Consider the following 18,292-nt stretch of genomic DNA (forward strand, 5'->3'; position numbering starts at 1 on the left):
AATCAAAATCCGTGAAAAAAAGAGGGTAGCTCAAGCCTCGCGTTCCAGGCCAGGTTGAGTCGGCAATGGCAGGAACAAGCTGATGCAAGTACCCCGCCCATCAATGCCGTCGGCGACGCTGATACGCCCGCCGTGGGCGCCGACCATGCCTTGGCAGATCGCCAGGCCGAGGCCCGTGCCCTGCCCGCCGCGATCACCCCGAGCGGCGGTGTAGAACATATCGAAAATCTTCGCGCGCTCATCTTCGGGAATCCCCGGCCCTTCATCGGCCACCGCGAAAAAAAGCTGGTCATCCGCCACGCCCGCACTGACTTCCAAACGGCCTTGGGCGGGTGAGAATCGCGCGGCGTTTTCCAGCACATTAACCAGCGCTTGCTCGATCAGCGCGGCATGGACATACAGCAACGGCAACTCGGCAGGCACGTCGGTCTTCACCTGCAACGGCGCCAGCACCGCACGCAAACGGCCCAGCGCACTGCCGACGATATCACCCGGCGAAACCCAATCGCGCGCCAGCTTCAGGGCACCGTGGCCCAGGCGCGTCATGTCGAGCAGGTTCTGGATATAACGGTCGAGGCGCTCGGCTTCATCGCGGGTGCCTTCGAGCAATTCGCGGCGATCCTCCAAAGGAATCGCCTCGCCAAGCGCCAGCAGGCTGTCGATGCTGCCGCGCATGGACGTCAGCGGCGTGCGTAAATCATGGGACACCGACGCCAGCAAGGCGCTGCGCAGTTGTTCGGTCTCGCCGTGCAGGCGTGCAGATTCCAGTTCCTGTGCCAGCTGCGCCCGCGCCAAGGCCTGGGCCAGCGGCTGGCTCAAGGCGGTAAGCAGACGACGACGCTGGCCGCTCAATTCCAGGCCCGGTTTGGGGCTGACGCCGAGCAAGCCCAGCGGCCCCTCCTCGCCCGACAGCGGCCACCACCACCAGCGCCCGAACGGCAAGGTGCCGGTGCCCATGCCGGCCGGTTGATCATGCTGCCAGGCCCAATCGGCGGCGGCGCGTTCGGCCTCAGTAAGGTTCAGCGGCGAACCGGTCTCGACCTTCCAGTCGCCCTGGCTGTCACGGTTGACCAGGCACAGGTCCAGGTCGCTCCAGCCTTCGAGGTGATGCGCCGCCGCGCTGATCACCGCCTGGCGATCGGTGGCGGCGGTGAGTTTGCGCGACAGGTCGAGCAGTTCGCTGGTTTCTTCCTGGGTGTCGCGCAAGGCTTGCAGCTGCCGCCGCTGGCGTGCCGCCAGGTTGCCGGTCAACGCCGCCATCAACAGAAAGAACAACAGCGTCAACACATCTTCTTCACGCTGGATGGCGAAGGAGAAATTCGGCGGGATAAACAGAAAGTCGTAGGTCAGGAACGACAGCGCCGCACACACCAATGACGGCCCCAGGCTGCTGCGCACGCCGACCAGCAACACCGCCGCAAGAAACACCAGGGAGATGTTCGGCAGCGGCAACACGCTGGCCACCGCCCAGGCCAATGCAGCCGCCACGAAGGTCGCGACCACCGCCAGGCCATAATCGAACCACACCAGCCCGCGTACATCCGGCAGGCGCGGCGGTGCGGGCATGTCGTCGCTGTCGAGGACGTTGATTTCCAAGCCGCGCGCATTGCGCAACAAGCGCGCCGCCAGCCCGCCGCCGAACAGACGACGCCGCCAGCGCATGCGCGACTGCCCCACCAGCAGCAGGCTGGCGCGGCGTTCGGCGGCGTGCTGGATCAGCGTTTTCGCCACTTCCCCGGCCCGCAGCAACACCACTTCGCCGCCCAGGCGCTCAGCCAGCTGCTGGGCGTTTTGCAGGCGCAGGCGCGATTGCTCATCGCGCGCGCGGCCGTTATCGATATGCACCAGGCTCCAGGGCAAATGCCGACGCTGGGCCACGCGGCTGGCATGCCGCACCAGGCGTTCGGCCTGCGCATCGCCATCCACGCCCACCAGCAAACGCCCGCGTACTGCCGGCGCGGCCTGGCCGAGTTGGCGATAACCTTGAGCCAGGTCGTCATCGACGTGGGCGGCGGCGGTCTGCATCGCCAGCTCGCGCAGGGCCATCAGGTTAGTCTGGGTGAAAAACGCGTCGATGGCCGCGCGGGCCTGTTCCGGCACATACACCTTGCCGTCGCGCAGGCGCTCCAGCAGCTCACGGGATGGCAGGTCGATCAGCAGGAGTTCGTCAGCCTCTTGCAGCACCCAATCCGGCAGGGTTTCGCGCACCTGCACGCCGGTGATGCCGCGCACTTGGTCATTGAGGCTCTCCAGGTGCTGGACGTTGACCGTGGTGAACACGTTGATGCCGGCGGCAAGCAGTTCCTGGATGTCTTGCCAGCGCTTTTCATGGCGGCTGCCGGGGACGTTGCTGTGGGCCAATTCGTCCACCAGCACCAGCTTTGGCTTGGCGGCGAGCAGGCCGTCGAGGTCCATTTCTTCGAGCATCACGCCACGGTATTCGCTGCGCAGCAACGGTTGCTGCGGCAGGCCGCTGAGCAAGGCTTCAGTCTCGGCGCGGCCGTGGGTTTCGACCACCCCGGCGAGCAGGCGCACGCCCTGGCGCAGCTGGGTGTGGGCGGCCTGGAGCATGGCGTAGGTCTTGCCCACACCCGGCGCGGCGCCGAGAAAGACTTTGAGCCGGCCACGGCCGTCCCGTGGCAGATCGGCTAACAGGGCATCGGCGCGGCCGGAGTCGCTCATGCTTTGCGGTTCCTTCAGGTATTCAAGTCACTGAAGATCCAATGTGGGAGCGGGCTTGCTCGCGAAAGCGGTGGATCAGTCAACACATCTTTTACTGAACGACCGCATTCGCGAGCAAGCCCGCTCCCACAAGGGGCTCAGAGTTTTTCCAGCGCCATGTTCAGCGCCAACACATTCACCACCGGCGGGCCCACCAGTGGGCTTTCGATGTGCTCATCCAGCAAGCGCTGCAGTGTAGACACCGGCACATTCCGCGCCGCTGCCACCCGCGCCAGTTGATAGGCAATCGCCTGCGGAGGCAAGTGTGGATCAAGACCGCTGCCGGAGGTAGTCAGCGAGGCCAGAGGCACCGGCCCTTGGCCTGGCACCAGTTGTTTGTTCGCGTCATCGAAAATGCGCGTGGCCAACGCCGGGTTGCTTGGGCCAAGGTTACTCGCGCTGCTGGAAACCGTCGCGAACGCGCCGGCCGAGGGGCGCGGGTGGAACCAGCTGTCACCGGTAAAATCCTGGGCGATCAGGCTGGAGCCGCGCACTTTGCCATCGGCATCGCGCACCAGGCTGCCGTTGGCCTGGGCCGGAAAGGCGACTTGGGCGACACCGGTAACCACCAGTGGGTAAGCGACGCCGGTGATCAGGGTCATGAGTACCAGCAGGCTCAGGGCCGGGCGGATCATGTTGGACATTTCAGATTCCTCAATTCGTTTATCAGCGCGGGACGCGGAGCGTCCAGGGCAGCATTCCCACGCGGAGCGTGGGAATGATCCGGGTTACACCAGGTGCAGCGCCGTCAGCAGCATGTCGATCGCCTTGATGCCCACGAACGGCACCAGAATCCCGCCCAGCCCATAGATCAGCAGGTTGCGCCGCAGCAATGCCGCCGCACTCGCCGCCTGCACGCGCACACCGCGCAGCGCCAGCGGAATCAGCACCACGATGATCAGTGCGTTAAACACGATGGCCGAGAGAATCGCGCTTTGCGGGCTCTGCAAGTGCATCACGTTGAGCACGCCCAGTTGCGGGTAGATCGAGGCGAACAGCGCCGGCAGGATCGCGAAGTACTTGGCCACGTCGTTGGCGATGGAGAACGTCGTCAATGCGCCGCGCGTGACCAGCAGTTCCTTGCCGATCTGCACCACGTCCAGCAGCTTGGTCGGGTCGCTGTCGAGGTCGACCATGTTGGCGGCTTCGCGGGCGGCTTGGGTGCCGTCGTTCATCGCCATGCCGACGTCGGCCTGGGCCAGTGCCGGGGCGTCGTTGGCGCCGTCGCCACACATTGCCACCAGGCGACCGTCATTCTGTTCATGCCGAATGCGCGCGAGTTTTTTCTCCGGCGTGGCTTCGGCCAGCACGTCATCCACGCCCGCCTCGGCAGCAATCGCCGCGGCGGTCAGTGGGTTGTCGCCTGTCACCATCACGGTGCGAATCCCCAGTTTGCGCAGCTCGGCGAAACGTTCGCGGATGCCGGGCTTGACCACGTCTTTGAGATGGATCGCACCGAGCAATTTGCCGTCAGCGCACACCAGCAGCGGTGTGCCGCCGCTTTGGGCGATCTTGTCGATTTCCCGCGAGAGTGCCGGTTGCAGGTCGCGACGTTGTTGACCGATAAACGCCAGCAGCGAATCCACGGCGCCTTTGCGGAACACACGGCCTTGGTAGTCGACGCCGGACAAACGCGTTTCAGCGCTGAACGGCACCGAGGTCAGTTGGTCCAGGGTCGGCTCGGCCTGTGGGTGCAAGGCACGCAGGTATTCGACGATGGATTTACCTTCCGCCGTGTCGTCCGCCAGCGAGGCCAGCAGCGCGCCTTCGGCCAAATCACGGCCACTGACACCCGGCGCGGCGATCACTGCGGCACAGCGACGGTTACCGAAAGTGATGGTGCCGGTTTTATCCAACAGCAACACATGCACGTCACCCGCCGCTTCCACCGCACGCCCGGATTTGGCGATCACGTTGAGGCGCACCAGACGGTCCATGCCGGCGATACCGATGGCCGACAACAAGCCGCCGATAGTGGTAGGAATCAGCGTCACCAGCAGTGCGACCAGGAACACCAGCGGCAAGCTGCCATTGGCGAAGTGGGCGAATGGCTGCAGGGTGACCACCACGAGCAGGAAGATCAGCGTCAGGCCAATCAGCAGGATATCCAGCGCGACTTCGTTGGGGGTTTTCTGGCGTTTGGCGCCTTCCACCAGTGCGATCATGCGGTCCAGCGTCGACTCGCCGGGGTTGACGGTGATGCGGATCAGCAGCCAGTCCGACACCAGGCGGGTGTTGCCGGTGACGGCAGAACGGTCGCCACCGGATTCGCGGATCACCGGCGCGGATTCACCGGTGATCGCCGCTTCGTTAACTGCCGCGATGCCTTCGATGACCTCGCCGTCGCCGGGGATCATTTCCCCGGCGGCAACACGCACCACGTCGCCTTTGCGCAGGCTGGTGGCCGGCACGACCTTGAAGCTGCCGTCGGCCTCTTTGCGACGTGCACTGAGGCCTTCGCTGCCGGCCTTGAGGCTGTCGGCGCGGGCCTTGCCGCGACCTTCGGCCAAGGCTTCGGCGAAGTTGGCGAACAGCACGGTGAACCACAACCACACGGCGATTTGCACGGCGACGAAGGTCGGTACGTTGGTGTCGGGCACAAAGCACAACACGGTGGTGAGGATGGCGGTCAGTTCGACCACCAGCATCACCGGCGAGCGTTGCAGCTGGCGCGGGTCGAGCTTGACGAACGCCTGGCCCAGCGCCGGGCGCCACAAGGCAGAGATGGCGGTTTTGGCGGGCTCCTGGGTTTGGACCGGGGCCGCATTTTTTGCAGGCATATTCATTTTCATATCCCTCAGAAGCCCATACTCAGATGTTCAGCAATTGGGCCCAGCGCCAGTGTCGGCAGGAAGGTCAGGCCGCCCACCAGCAAAATGGTCACGGTCAACAGGGTCACGAACAGCGGGCCATGGGTCGGGAAGCTGTTCTGGCCAATCGGTGCGGTCTTCTTCATCGCCAGGCTGCCGGCCAGGGCCAGTACCGGGAGGATGTAGCCGAAGCGGCCAAGCAACATCGACAGGCTCAACATCAGGTTGTGGAACGCGGTGTTGGCACTGAAGCCGCCGAACGCCGAACCGTTGTTGGCACTGGCCGAGGTGTAGGCGTACAGCAACTGGCTGAAACCGTGCGGGCCAGGGTTACTGATGGCGCCGGCCGGGCCAGGCAGGCTGGCGGCGATGGCGCCCAGCACCAGCGTGCCGATCGGCATTACCAGCAGGGTCACCACCAGCAATTGCACTTCCTTGGCCTGCAGCTTCTTGCCGAGGTATTCCGGCGTGCGGCCGATCATCAACCCAGCGAGGAACACCGCGATCAACACGTTGAGCAACATGCCGTACATGCCGGCGCCGACGCCGCCGAAGATCACTTCGCCGACCATCATGTTGATCAGTGCCACCATCCCGCTCAGCGGGTTAAGGCTGTCTTGCATGCCATTGACCGAACCGTTGGACGCAGCGGTAGTGGCCACCGACCACAACACGGTGCCGGTGGTGCCGAAGCGTGCTTCTTTACCTTCCAGCGGTGCGGTTTGCTCAACGGCCGGGTTGTTCAGGGTCGGGTTGGGCTGGTATTCGGCCCACAACGAGGTCGCGCCGCCGATCAGGAACAGGGCCAGCATGCAGCCGAGGATCGCGCGGCTCTGACGCAGGTCTTTCACGTAATGGCCGAAGGTGAACACCAGCGCCACCGGGATCAGGATGATCGCGCCCAGCTCGAACAGGTTGGCCCACGCGGTCGGGTCTTCAAACGGGTGCGCCGAGTTGACGCCGAAGAAGCCGCCGCCGTTGGTGCCCAGTTGCTTGATCGCAATCTGGCTGGCTGCCGGGCCGAGTGGGATCACCTGGTCAACGCCTTGCAGGGTCACGGCGTTTACATAGTGAGCGAAGGTTTGCGGCACGCCCTGCCACACCAGGAACAACGCGAACACCAGGCACAACGGCAACAGGCCGTAGAGGGTGGCGCGGGTCATGTCGACCCAGAAGTTGCCCAAGGTCTTGGTGGATTTGCGCCCGATGCCACGGCAGAGCGCAACCAGTACCGCCAAGCCAGTCGCGGCGCTGACGAAGTTCTGCACGGTCAGGCCGACCATCTGGCTGAGGTAGCTCAGAGAGGCTTCACCGCTGTAGTTCTGCCAGTTGGTGTTGGTCATGAAACTGACCGCGGTGTTGAAGGCCAAGGTCCATTCCTGCCCCGGCAATTTCTGCGGGTTCAGTGGGAGATAGTCCTGGAACAGCAGGATCGCGAACAGCAACACAAAACCCGCCAGGTTGAACGCCAGCAGCGCCAGCGTGTACTTCTGCCAGCTCTGTTCCTGATGATCATCCACGCCCGACAAGCGATAACACGCGCGCTCGACAGGGCCCAGCACCGGCGTGAGCCAGGTGCGCTGGCCTTCCATCACCTTGTAGTAGAACCGCCCCAGGAACGGCGCCGGCACCAGCACCACGGCAAAGAAGGCGATGATCAGCCAATAGTCATAACTGTGCATAGCCTGCTCCTAGTTCCGATCCGCGCGTAACAGCGCAACCAGCAGATAAATGAACAGCGCCACGGCCAATAGCAGTGACACCCCGTCCAGAACGCTCATGGAAGTCTCTCCGTTTTGCGGCGATTGCCGCGTGTGGGGCAATTGTCCGCAGGAGTGGCGTAAAGGAACGAGAGCGACGGTGGGGGCCGGGCGTAAAGACGGCGTAAAGAGTGGGTTTATGCGGGGTTTACAGGGGGATTTTTAGTGTTTGGGCGGGCCTCTTCGCGAGCAAGCCCGCTCCCACATTCGACCGCGTATATCCTGCTAAAACGGGGGGCAATGTGGGAGCGGGCTTGCTCGCGAAAGCGCCAGACCTGGCACCGCCGCATTACTTTGGTGCAACGCTGACAACATTCAAACGCAAAACCATCCCCTCGGCGACAGTTCGGCGCCTTTACGACAAGGCTTTGGTCAATGGCATGGCCGCTGCAACACCCTGAATCATTCCAAACCGTTCAGGGAGCGCAACACGATGAACACACAACTCAAACCCACCTTGGGCACTCTGCACTTGTGGGGCATTGCCGTGGGGCTGGTGATTTCCGGCGAATACTTCGGCTGGAGCTACGGCTGGGGCGTGGCCGGTACGTTGGGCTTTCTGGTGACCTCGCTGATGGTCGCCGCCATGTACACCTGCTTTATCTTCAGTTTCACCGAGCTGACGACGGCGATTCCCCACGCAGGCGGACCGTTTGCCTACAGCCGTCGCGCCTTCGGGGAAAAAGGCGGCCTGATCGCCGGCCTCGCCACATTGATCGAATTCGTCTTCGCCCCGCCCGCCATTGCCTTGGCTATCGGCGCCTATCTGAATGTGCAGTTTCCCGCCCTCGACCCCAAACACGCGGCGGTCGGCGCCTACATCGTGTTCATGGGCTTGAATATTCTCGGCGTGAAGCTCGCCGCCACCTTCGAACTGGTGGTGTGCGTGCTGGCCGTCGCCGAGTTGCTGGTGTTCATGGGCGTGGTTGCACCTGCGTTCAGCTTCAGCAATTTTGCCCTGAATGGCTGGGCCGGTTCTGACACCTTCAGCGCCCCGGCCATTGCCGGGATGTTCGCCGCCATTCCCTTTGCCATCTGGTTCTTCCTCGCCATCGAAGGCGCGGCCATGGCGGCCGAGGAGGCAAAAGACCCTAAACGCACCATTCCAAAAGCCTACATCAGCGGCATCCTGACGCTGGTAATCCTGGCCATGGGCGTGATGTTCTTCGCCGGCGGCGTGGGCGACTGGCGCACCCTGTCGAATATCAATGACCCGTTGCCGCAAGCCATGAAAACCGTGGTGGGCGACAGCTCCGGCTGGCTGCACATGCTGGTGTGGATCGGCCTGTTCGGCCTGGTGGCGAGCTTCCACGGCATCATTCTCGGTTACTCGCGCCAATTCTTCGCCCTGGCCCGCGCCGGTTACCTGCCGTCTTTCCTGGCCAAACTGTCGCGCTTTCAGACACCGCACCGGGCAATCATCGCAGGCGGCGTGGTCGGTATCGCGGCCATCTACAGCGACGGTCTGATCAACCTGGGCGGCATGACACTGACGGCGGCGATGATCACCATGGCAGTGTTCGGGGCCATCGTGATGTACATCATGAGCATGCTCAGCCTGTTCAAGCTGCGTAAGACCGAACCGCTGCTGGAGCGTACCTTCCGTGCACCGGGCTACCCGATTGTGCCGGGCATTGCGCTGGTACTGGCGCTGGTGTGCCTGGTGGCCATGGCCTGGTTCAACGCGCTGATCGGGCTGATTTTCCTGGGCTTCATGGTGGTGGGGTTTGTGTACTTCCAACTGACCGCACAGGACCGCGCCGATGCACCGGCGGATGCGATGTTAACCGGGCTGTGAGGCTACTGGAGCAGAACGGGCCTACAATGAACTACTAAGAAAGCCCGTTACTCAAAGCAGCTATTACCGTGGGAAATTTCCCCACGGTTTGCTGCCTCAAGGAGAGCCCTATGCCGTGGTATGCCTGGTTGATTTTAGTGGTCGCGATCGGTTCGATCGTCGGTGGTTTATTGATGCTGCGTGACAGCGCCAACAAGGTGGAACTCACCGACGAACAACGCAAACGCGTGGCCGAGCGCAACGCCCAAGCGGACTCAAAGGACGCCCAGGACCGCTGAACCTGCCCTACTCCCACGCCGCCTTGGCGATATGCAACCCGTGCTGGCCTTTATAGGCCGCACGCTCGGGTTGGCTCCAGCCCTTGAGCAACTCATCCTCCAACCGATAAATCTCCACACCCAGCGGGCGACATACCGTCAGCGGGTCTTGCGCGTCCGGCCCCCACATCGGCAGCGACAGATCCCCGCCGGGGCACGTCGACAGCGCGCAGAGCAAATCAATTTCGGCAAAAAACTCCAGGTAGTCGCCCTTCTGCGCCGGGCAGGCTTTCATGAAGTACATGTCATCGTGGTTGAGGCCCGTACACTGGAAGATATTCAACACGTCATGTACATCAAATTCGGTCAGGCCATGGGGCAGTACAGCGCGTGTCAGGTTTGAATGGCAATGGTGGTGAAAGTCTTCGCCGGTGAGCATGCGGTTCACATACGGGTCGCAACGCGTGCCAAGCAAATCATGCAGGCGCCCGCCATGTTTATCGATGCCGTAGCTGGCCAGGCTGTCATCGGTGATGGTGACCAAAGGCCGCAGAAACGGCAGGTTCGACCACAGCCGGTCATGGGTGCTGACATGCGCGCCCTGCAACTGCCGGGTGCGCGCCGCCCACAAGCGTTCACGCGGGTCGTTGGCGTTCCATACATTAAAGTCGCCGACCTGCGGCCCCACCGGCGTGGTGACACGGAACACATGCCCGGCCGGCACTTTCCATGCCCTGCCCGTGCGAATCGGCACTTCGAACTGCTCGACCAACGTGCGTTTGTCCGCCCTGTCACGAATGCGCTCGTAGAACGCCGTGTCGACCTGCAGGGCCGAACCTTTACTGACCTGGTAAGCGGCCGGATAGTCTTTGTACATGCTGCGATCCTCGATCAGGGTTGAGTAAACAGGGCCAATGTCAGGCGCTCCGAATCATCCAGGTACAAGCTCATCGCTTGACCCGCCGCCGGTTTGTCCCCTTGAACCAATAACGCGTAAATCTCGCGGTCTCGCTCCAACCAGGGCGACTGGAAGCGTTGCTCATCAATGGCGGAGCAAAACACCAGGCGCAGTTGGGCAATGACCTGGGCGAAGAACTCATCGAACAATGGGCTGCGCATCAGGCCGACAATCTGCTGGTGAAACACCAGGCTGTGCGTCGCCACGGCGCGCCAGTCTTCACGGTCGCGGGCCAGCGTGGTGGCCTCAATGGCGTTTTGCATGTGCTCGGCCTGAGCGTGGGTGAGCGCGCCGCTCTGGGTGATGGCCTGCAATTCGAGGATACGCCGCACGACGAACAGATCACGCACCTCGTCTCGCTCCAACCGCCGCACCATCACACCTTTGTTGCGCACGTAGCGTGTAAGCCCCTCCTGCCCCAAACGATGCAAGGCCTCGCGGATGGTATTGCGCGAGGCGTTGTAGGCCTTGACCAGGTCCGCCTCGACCAACGCCATTCCAGGTAACAGCCGCCCGCCAATGATGTCGGCACGCAATTCAAGCGCTATCTGATCGGCTAAAGACAAGCTGAGCGTCATGACCACCTCACGATTGTTGAACAATCACTGGGCAAGATGTAATCACTTTTCATGCCAACGCGGTTGAGCTTCTCGGGATGTTTAAAACAGCGTTACCCGTTAAAATGCGCGCATGTTCACGAGGCAGTCCTATGCGTTATTCGTCAGACCATAAAGCCCAGACTCACCAACGCATCATCAAGGAAGCCTCGGTGCGCTTTCGCCGCGACGGCATTGGCGCCACTGGTCTGCAGCCGTTGATGAAAGCGCTGGACCTGACGCACGGCGGGTTTTATGCCCATTTCAAATCCAAACACGAGTTGGTGGAAAAAGCCCTGCAGGCAGCCGCTGCAGAACTGGATGCACATTGCGAAATGCTGTTCAGCCAGGAACGGCCGCTGGATGCGTTTATCGACAGCTACCTGTCTGAATGGCACCAGACCTCGCCGGATCAGGGCTGCCCGCTAACGACCATGTCTTCGGAACTTGGCCTCAGAGGCCAGCATAGTCCGACCACGGATGCGGTACTTGGGGCTCGGTTGAAACAAGTCGAGGCGGCGCTTGGCAGCGCGAATGCCGATGAACAAAGCCTGGTGTTGATGTCGACGCTGGTGGGCGCGCTGGTACTGGCCCGCAGTGTCGAAAGTACGCAGTTGGCGACGCGCATCCTGGACGTGGTACGCGCCAGTTTGAAGGCGCAGGTTGCAGAGGCTGAAAAGGCCGGTCAATGACCGGCCTCCCTGGCAACGTTCACATCCTCAATTGATCGCCAGCCTGTCGCGGTTCTTCTCCAGCAACGCCTTGCCGATGCCTTTAACTTCCAACAACTCATCCACTGCCGTGAACGGGCCATTGCTTTCGCGATAAGCGATGATCGCCTTGGCTTTGGCCGCGCCGATGCCGAAGAGGTCGCGACGCAGGGTTTCCGCGTCGGCGGCGTTCAGGTTGACCTTGGCGGATTGCTCGGCCTTGTTCATCTGCGCGGCGATGGGGGTTGGGGCTTCGGGTTTGATAGAGGGCGCTGCGTTGGCGGCAACTGAGAACGTGGTGAGGAAGGCAAAGATCAGGGAAGAGATGTAAGTGTTTTGCATTGGTGACGCTCCATGACATCGGTAGAAGAAAAGCAGCTTTCCGAAGCTGCTTTTCAAACTTAGGCGATGTCTGGAAGGAGTCAAAAACGCAGGGGTTACAGAGTGTGAGTTTAAGGCTCCAAACGGCGCTGCTGGAAAATCAGATCGACGATTTCACCGTCCGGCGAGTAGCCACTTACGGTGTCGCGCAGCAACTGTCGAACGCGGGAATAATCGTCCTGATCCACGGCCCCCAGCAGTTCGTTCAACTTGACCTTGAGCAGATCCCAGGCCAGATGGTCTTCATTGGCACTCATGATCATCGGGTGCTGAGTGGCAACTACGTTGTCGCCAATGAGTAACTCTTCGTAAAGCTTTTCACCAGGGCGCAGGCCTGAAAACTCGATGGCGATATCGCCATGCGGGTTTTTATCCGAGCGCACACTCAGGCCAGACAAGTGAATCATCTTCTCCGCGAGTTCGACGATCTTCACCGGCTCGCCCATGTCCAGCACGAATACGTCACCGCCCAGGCCCATTGAACCGGCCTGAATCACCAGCTGCGCAGCTTCCGGGATGGTCATGAAGTAGCGGGTTATCTTCGGGTGAGTGACCGTCACCGGGCCACCCGACTTGATTTGCTTATGAAACAGCGGAATCACCGAACCGGAGGAGCCGAGTACATTGCCGAAACGCACCATGGTGAAGCGGGTCTTGTTAACACGCGAGACGTTCGATTTGTCGCCAAACAATACCGGGGCTACCTCGCGGCTAAGGGCTTGCAGGGTCAATTCGGCGAGGCGTTTGGTACTGCCCATGACATTGGTCGGGCGCACCGCCTTGTCGGTAGAGATCAGCACGAAATTGGCCACGCCTGCCTGCAATGCAGCTTGCGCAGTGTTCAGTGTGCCCATGACATTATTCAACACACCTTCGGCGATGTTGTGCTCTACCATCGGCACGTGTTTGTACGCGGCAGCGTGATAAACCGTGCTGACGTGCCAGGCTTTCATCACATCCAGCAACTTGGATTGATTACGCACCGAACCCAGGATGGGCAAGATTTTGACCGGTAACGACTCGCGATTTATACGCTCTTCCAGCTCGCACAGGATGCTGTATAGATTGAACTCACTGTGTTCGAACAGCAGCAACGATGTCGGGCGCAGTGTCAGGATCTGCCGGCACAGTTCTGAACCAATTGAGCCGCCCGCCCCCGTTACCATGACGTTCTGCCCTTTGATACAGCGTTCGAGCAATTCGTGCTGGGCAGGCACCGTGTCCCGACCCAAAAGGTCTGCAATATCGACTTCCTGGATATCGTCGACCTTCACCCTGCCACTGGCCAGGTCCATGAACCCGGGAACACTGCGCACATGCAGAGGGAAACCTTCAAGAAACCCGAGGATCTCACGGCGACGCCCGCGGTTGGAGGAAGGAATCGCCAGCAATATTTCCTGCGCGCCCGTCGCGTCGATCATGCGTTGGATGTGCTTGGGCTTATACACTTGCAGCCCGGAAATCACGCGCTCGGAAATACTTGAATCATCGTCAATAAATGCCACCGGCCGCATGACACGGCCCATTCGCAAGGCCGCTACCAGCTGATTGCCGGCAGAACCTGCGCCGTAGATGGCGACACGCGGCAGGCCATCCTCGCGGTTGGTAAACGGCACATGTTGTGCCGCGGAGAACCAGTCACCCATAAAATATTGGCGCATGGCCAACCGCACGCCGCCCACCATGATCAGGCTGAGCCACCAGTAGTTGAAGATAATGGAGCGCGGCACCACATTTTGATGGTTGCTGTACCAGTAAACCACCACGCCAAGGATGAGCGAGGACAAGCTGACCGCCTTGATAATCGCGATCAATGCGTCGTTGCCGAAGTAGCGCATCACTGCCCGGTACATGCCGAAGCGGATGAACAGCGGAATGGCAATCACTGGAGCGGCGATGAACAACCAGAGGTGAAGACGAACCGGGTTGACCAATTCATCGATGCCCAGGCGTACAACGAACGCAAGCCACAAGGCAGCCCAAACGACAAACACATCCGTGCCGACCTGAATCAGTCGTTTTTTTCGTCTGGGCAAAGCGACCAAATAGGCCCGTAACTTATCCATAGCGGTTTCAAACACCTCTTAACATCCTATTACTTTGCCTTTGTAAGGCCATCCATGAACCCTCTGAAGGCTTTAAGGCTGGCTGCACGTGCGACTCAGTTGCCACCGTTACCGCTCAAGCTCGCCGGCGTGAAACTTGATTGCCAGGAGGATCAGCGGCACGTATGCGAGAACCAGTGCCCACGCTCCATCCCATCCATACAGAACCACACCGAGTGCAATGGGCAATAACCAAACGAGGTTAATGGCCGCCACTGCCAACGTCACCGGCAGGTGTTTACCGAACTTGCGTGAAGCAAACTGATAGGCATGACTGCGATGCGCTTCGTAGACCTTATCGCCCCGTAGCAGGCGGCGCACAAGCGTAAACGTAGCGTCGACCACGAATATGCCCAGCAAAATCAACCACGCCCAGAAAAAAGAAGAGTGAACCCAGGCGGCCTGAATAGAGAAACAGCCCAGGACAACGCCCAGGAACCCACTGCCGGCATCGCCCATGAAGATTTTGGCAGGCGGGAAATTCCACACCAGAAACGCACCTACCGCCGCGGCCAACAGCAGCGGCAGCCAGATCATGCCCTGCTGACCACTCAGCGCATACAGCAGACAGCCGCCAAGGCAGGCGCAAATCGCTTCAACACTGGCGATCCCATCAATTCCATCCATGAAATTGTAGAGGTTGAGCATCCAGACCAGATAGATCGCAGCCAGGATATTGCCGATCAGCCCCAGGTGCAGGTCCCAGCCAAACACCGTCAGCGGCGCAAGCCCGTTCATCCAGAACAACGCCCATGCCGCCGCTGCAAAATGACCTGCCAGGCGCCAGCGGGCAGCAATATGACCATGATCGTCCATAAAACCCAGGACGGCCACCAGCGCACCCGCGCCTCCCACTGCGATCAACATGTCGCCACCCACCAGCCCCAGCCACCCCAACACAGGGATCATCACCAGAAACGCCAGGACAATCGCCACACCACCGCCTCGCGGGGTAGGCACCGAATGGGAACTGCGTGCATTCGGGATGTCAATTATGCTGCGCGAAAGCGCATAGCGTCTTAATACAGCAGTCATCAAAAATGAAATCAATGCAACAGCAAGAACGATCCACCACTCACTCATGTCTTTTCATTTTCCATGTAATCGGAGGCGGTCACTTTCAGCGCCTGGTCCACTGACAGCGGCGGCGTCCAATCCAAAACAGCGCGCGTCTTGGCGATATCGACCTGCAATGAGCCACACAAACGTTGAGAAAGGCTGCGCTTGCCCAGCAGCCTTGCAGCAGCGCTCAGCAAAACCGCCGGGGCAGGCAGAAGACGTGCCGGCTTGCCCAACGCTGACGCCATCTTGCGTAGCAGGACGGTGGTCGACAAATCTTCGCCATCGCTGACCATAAAGGTCTGATTGGCGGCGGCTGGGTGGCTCGTGCACAGGAGGGCCAGGTCAACCAAGTTGTCCAGGGCCACAAGGCTACGAGCGTTATGAATGGCACCGAAAGGCAACGGTACACCTTTGTGCAACCAACGCATCATGCTGAGGAAATTGGCTTTTACCCCTGGCCCATAAACAAGTACGGGCCGAATGATCACCACTTCCATACCGGTGGCCACGGCCAGTTCCCGAAGGCCCTGCTCGGCTTCCATCTTTGAAACGCCGTAAGGATCTGCGGGGTTGGCTGGCTGATCCGCTGTGAACGGTACGCCGGGCTCTGTGCCTTCGCCGTTGACCTTGATCGAGCTGAGAAACACAAATCGGCGCACCCCGGCCGCTGCGGCCTGGCGAGCCAGGTTAAGCGTGCCCTCGACGTTGACATGGCGGAAGGCCTGTAGTGGGTCTGCGTCCAGCTCGTTCATCACGTGCACGCGAGCGGCGCAGTGAACCACCGCGTCCACGCCGGCAAGTCCAGCCGAAAAGTCTGCAGTCGAGAGGTCATCGAATCGAACCACGCGCGTAGCCGTTGCACAGGTAAAGCGGCTGCCTCTTGCTGCAACAGTGACGCGAACATCATTGCGGGCGGCTGACACTTGGACCAACCGGCTTCCTACGAATCCCGAAGCCCCAGTCACGAATATGTGCACGCAAAGCTCCTTGCTTACGATTTGGACCAGACGGTGCGGTTAATGTAATCGGTGTAGCTGTGCACAATACGCACGACTTTCTTGGAGACGGCACCGCCAAGATAATCACCGACCACCGACATTACCCGCTCGCCACGCACGTGTTGAGTCGTGACGACACGCACCGCATCAAGCACGCGCTCAGCTTTCAGCCCGCACATGATCAGCGTGCCTTCATCCATCCCCTCCGGGCGCTCATGCGCGTTCCTGATGGTGACCGCAGGCAGGTTCAGCAGCGAAGCCTCTTCGGTGATAGTGCCGCTGTCGGACAGCACGCAAAACGCTTCCATCTGCAATTTGATGTAGTCAAGAAGGCCAAACGGTTTAACAAAGCGAATCAAAGGATGATCCAGCGACTCGCCCAGTGCCTCGAGACGTTTACGGGTGCGCGGGTGAGTCGACACGATGACCGGGTATTGGTATTTGTCGACCAAGGCCTTCAGCGATGCCAGCAAGTCTCTCAGGTTGTCGGGCGTATCAACGTTTTCCTCGCGGTGCGCGCTGACAACAAAATACTCCCCTGCTGCCAGGCCTTCCCGTGCGAGAACATCCGAGGCTTGAATCTTCGGCATGTAGTGATCCAAGACTTCCGCCATATGCGAGCCGGTCTTGATGATTGTTTCAGGACGCACGCCTTCATCAAGCAGATAACGACGAGCATGCTCGGTCAGCACCATATTGATGTCGCTCAAATGGTCAAGCACCTTGCGATTGAGCTCTTCAGGCACACGCTGATCAAAACAGCGATTTCCCGCTTCCATATGGAAAACCGGGATTTTGCGCCGCTTGGCGGAAATGACCGCCAGGCAAGTATTCGTATCACCGTAAAGCAGCAAGGCATCCGGCTTTTCCAATTCGAAAAGCTCGTCGGATTTGGCGATGACCTGTGCAATTGTCTGCGCTGCAGTGTCGCCGACGGCGCCCAGGAAATGATCGGGTTTGCGAATGTCCAAGTCGTCAAAGAAGACCTGATTAAGCTCATAGTCATAATTCTGCCCCGAGTGAACCAGAATATGATGAGTTTGCTTATCGAGCTCAGCGATCACGCGGCTCATCTTGATGAGTTCCGGGCGCGTGCCGACCAGCGTCATAACCTTAAGCATTGAGCTGCTCCTGGATAAACTCCAACTTCAACAGCAGCGCTTTAACGCCCTCGACGTCCAGGCGCTCGGTGTTATGCGAGGTGTAATCATCCAGCTCGGAGATATGCGTTTCACCTTCGACAAAATACTTTTCATAGTTCAGGTCGCGGTTGTCCGCCGGAATACGGTAGTAGCGGCCCATGTCTTCGGACTTGGCCATCTCTTCGCGAGAAATCAGCGACTCGTAGAGCTTCTCGCCATGACGCGTGCCGATGACTTTAATTGCGTTGAAGCGGTTGAAGAGTTCCTTGAGTGCCTGCGCCAGATCCGCCACGGTCGACGCCGGTGCTTTTTGCACGAAAATATCACCCTGCTGGGCGAATTCGAATGCATGCAGCACCAGGTCAACGGAGTCTTCCAGCGACATCAGGAAGCGGGTCATATTCGGGTCGGTCACCGTGAGTTCACCGCCCTGTTTCAATTGATTGATGAACAACGGGATCACCGAGCCCCGCGAAGCCATCACATTACCGTACCGCGTGGAGCAAATAACCGGGCCGCCTTGCGGGATCATCCGGGATTTGGCCACCACCAACTTTTCCGCCATGGCCTTGGAAATCCCCATGGCATTGATCGGGTATACCGCTTTGTCGGTGCTCAACACCACGACACGTTCTACGTTGTTGGCAATGGCTGCATTCAGCACATTTTCCGTACCCAGAACGTTGGTTTTAACCGCTTCCATCGGGTAGAACTCACACGACGGCACCTGCTTGAGTGCCGCCGCGTGAAAGATATAGTTCACACCGACCATGGCTTGGGAAATGCTGGCGTAATCGCGCACATCACCAATATAGAATTTGACTTTGTCATTGCCGAGCGCAATGCGCATATCTTCCTGTTTTTTCTCATCGCGACTGAACACACGAATTTCTTTGACTTGCGTGTCGAGAAAGCGCTTCAGCACGGTATTACCAAAAGAACCGGTGCCGCCGGTGATCATCAATACTTTATTATCAAACATACAAACTCCTAA

The 18,292-nt window shown here is 60.0% G+C and carries 16 protein-coding genes; 3 read left to right on the forward strand and 13 right to left on the reverse strand.

Annotated elements, in window-relative coordinates; genetic code table 11:
* Nucleotides 1-30 precede the first annotated feature (30 nt).
* The 5 genes from HX783_RS03805 to kdpF all read right to left on the reverse strand — a co-directional run bounded on the left by HX783_RS03805 (nucleotide 31) and on the right by kdpF (nucleotide 7,312).
* Complete coding sequence (locus tag HX783_RS03805; RefSeq protein ID WP_177016017.1) at nucleotides 31-2,682, reverse strand: sensor histidine kinase KdpD; 2,652 nt, start codon at nucleotides 2,680-2,682, stop codon at nucleotides 31-33.
* A 137-nt stretch (nucleotides 2,683-2,819) separates the two neighbouring features.
* Nucleotides 2,820-3,365: a potassium-transporting ATPase subunit KdpC gene (gene kdpC, locus HX783_RS03810; protein WP_177016018.1), complete on the reverse strand. Its 546-nt coding sequence runs from the start codon at nucleotides 3,363-3,365 to the stop codon at nucleotides 2,820-2,822.
* Between the two features lie 84 nt (nucleotides 3,366-3,449).
* Entirely contained in the window at nucleotides 3,450-5,507 is a 2,058-nt protein-coding gene (gene kdpB, locus HX783_RS03815) for a potassium-transporting ATPase subunit KdpB (RefSeq protein WP_177016019.1), read from the reverse strand.
* Between the two features lie 11 nt (nucleotides 5,508-5,518).
* Nucleotides 5,519-7,213 carry a potassium-transporting ATPase subunit KdpA gene (gene kdpA / locus HX783_RS03820; protein WP_177016020.1) on the reverse strand — a complete coding sequence of 565 codons (1,695 nt, stop codon included), beginning with the start codon at nucleotides 7,211-7,213 and terminating at the stop codon, nucleotides 5,519-5,521.
* 9 nt (nucleotides 7,214-7,222) lie between these two features.
* Nucleotides 7,223-7,312, reverse strand: coding sequence for a K(+)-transporting ATPase subunit F (gene kdpF / locus HX783_RS03825; protein ID WP_003218754.1), 90 nt, complete (start codon nucleotides 7,310-7,312; stop codon nucleotides 7,223-7,225).
* 412 nt (nucleotides 7,313-7,724) lie between these two features.
* Here kdpF and eat point away from each other — a divergent pair, with 412 nt between their 5' ends.
* Nucleotides 7,725-9,089 carry an ethanolamine permease gene (gene eat / locus HX783_RS03830; RefSeq protein WP_177016021.1) on the forward strand — a complete coding sequence of 455 codons (1,365 nt, stop codon included), beginning with the start codon at nucleotides 7,725-7,727 and terminating at the stop codon, nucleotides 9,087-9,089.
* A gap of 110 nt (nucleotides 9,090-9,199) precedes the next feature.
* Nucleotides 9,200-9,367 carry a DUF2897 family protein gene (locus HX783_RS03835; RefSeq protein WP_083359476.1) on the forward strand — a complete coding sequence of 56 codons (168 nt, stop codon included), beginning with the start codon at nucleotides 9,200-9,202 and terminating at the stop codon, nucleotides 9,365-9,367.
* 7 nt (nucleotides 9,368-9,374) lie between these two features.
* Here the strand turns inward: HX783_RS03835 and HX783_RS03840 are convergent, their stop codons facing one another.
* A complete protein-coding gene (locus HX783_RS03840) occupies nucleotides 9,375-10,223 on the reverse strand; it encodes a DUF1989 domain-containing protein (protein ID WP_177016022.1) in 849 nt (282 codons plus the stop codon).
* 14 nt (nucleotides 10,224-10,237) lie between these two features.
* Nucleotides 10,238-10,882, reverse strand: coding sequence for a GntR family transcriptional regulator (locus HX783_RS03845; RefSeq protein WP_177016023.1), 645 nt, complete (start codon nucleotides 10,880-10,882; stop codon nucleotides 10,238-10,240).
* Between the two features lie 131 nt (nucleotides 10,883-11,013).
* Between HX783_RS03845 and HX783_RS03850 the strand changes: the two genes are divergently transcribed.
* Nucleotides 11,014-11,592: a TetR/AcrR family transcriptional regulator gene (locus HX783_RS03850; protein WP_177016024.1), complete on the forward strand. Its 579-nt coding sequence runs from the start codon at nucleotides 11,014-11,016 to the stop codon at nucleotides 11,590-11,592.
* 27 nt (nucleotides 11,593-11,619) lie between these two features.
* Here HX783_RS03850 and HX783_RS03855 read toward each other — a convergent pair whose 3' ends face one another.
* From HX783_RS03855 to HX783_RS03880, 6 genes are all read right to left on the reverse strand, one after another.
* Nucleotides 11,620-11,952 carry a helix-hairpin-helix domain-containing protein gene (locus tag HX783_RS03855; protein ID WP_159954978.1) on the reverse strand — a complete coding sequence of 111 codons (333 nt, stop codon included), beginning with the start codon at nucleotides 11,950-11,952 and terminating at the stop codon, nucleotides 11,620-11,622.
* 110 nt (nucleotides 11,953-12,062) lie between these two features.
* Nucleotides 12,063-14,057 carry a nucleoside-diphosphate sugar epimerase/dehydratase gene (locus HX783_RS03860; RefSeq protein WP_177016025.1) on the reverse strand — a complete coding sequence of 665 codons (1,995 nt, stop codon included), beginning with the start codon at nucleotides 14,055-14,057 and terminating at the stop codon, nucleotides 12,063-12,065.
* A 108-nt stretch (nucleotides 14,058-14,165) separates the two neighbouring features.
* Nucleotides 14,166-15,179, reverse strand: coding sequence for a glycosyltransferase family 4 protein (locus tag HX783_RS03865; RefSeq protein WP_177016026.1), 1,014 nt, complete (start codon nucleotides 15,177-15,179; stop codon nucleotides 14,166-14,168).
* Complete coding sequence (locus HX783_RS03870; RefSeq protein WP_177016027.1) at nucleotides 15,176-16,135, reverse strand: SDR family oxidoreductase; 960 nt, start codon at nucleotides 16,133-16,135, stop codon at nucleotides 15,176-15,178. Before HX783_RS03870 ends, HX783_RS03865 begins: the two co-directional genes overlap by 4 nt.
* A 14-nt stretch (nucleotides 16,136-16,149) precedes the next feature.
* The gene (gene wecB / locus HX783_RS03875; RefSeq protein ID WP_159954974.1) at nucleotides 16,150-17,277 is read right to left on the reverse strand and encodes a non-hydrolyzing UDP-N-acetylglucosamine 2-epimerase; all 1,128 of its coding nucleotides are present in this window, start codon (nucleotides 17,275-17,277) and stop codon (nucleotides 16,150-16,152) included.
* Nucleotides 17,270-18,280 (reverse strand): polysaccharide biosynthesis protein, encoded by a 1,011-nt coding sequence (locus tag HX783_RS03880; RefSeq protein ID WP_177016028.1) that lies wholly within the window; start codon nucleotides 18,278-18,280, stop codon nucleotides 17,270-17,272. Before HX783_RS03880 ends, wecB begins: the two co-directional genes overlap by 8 nt.
* Between the last annotated feature and the right edge of the window lie 12 nt (nucleotides 18,281-18,292).

This window comes from Pseudomonas sp. D2002 (genome assembly GCF_013385735.1).
In the GTDB taxonomy this organism is placed as follows: Bacteria; Pseudomonadota; Gammaproteobacteria; order Pseudomonadales; family Pseudomonadaceae; genus Aquipseudomonas.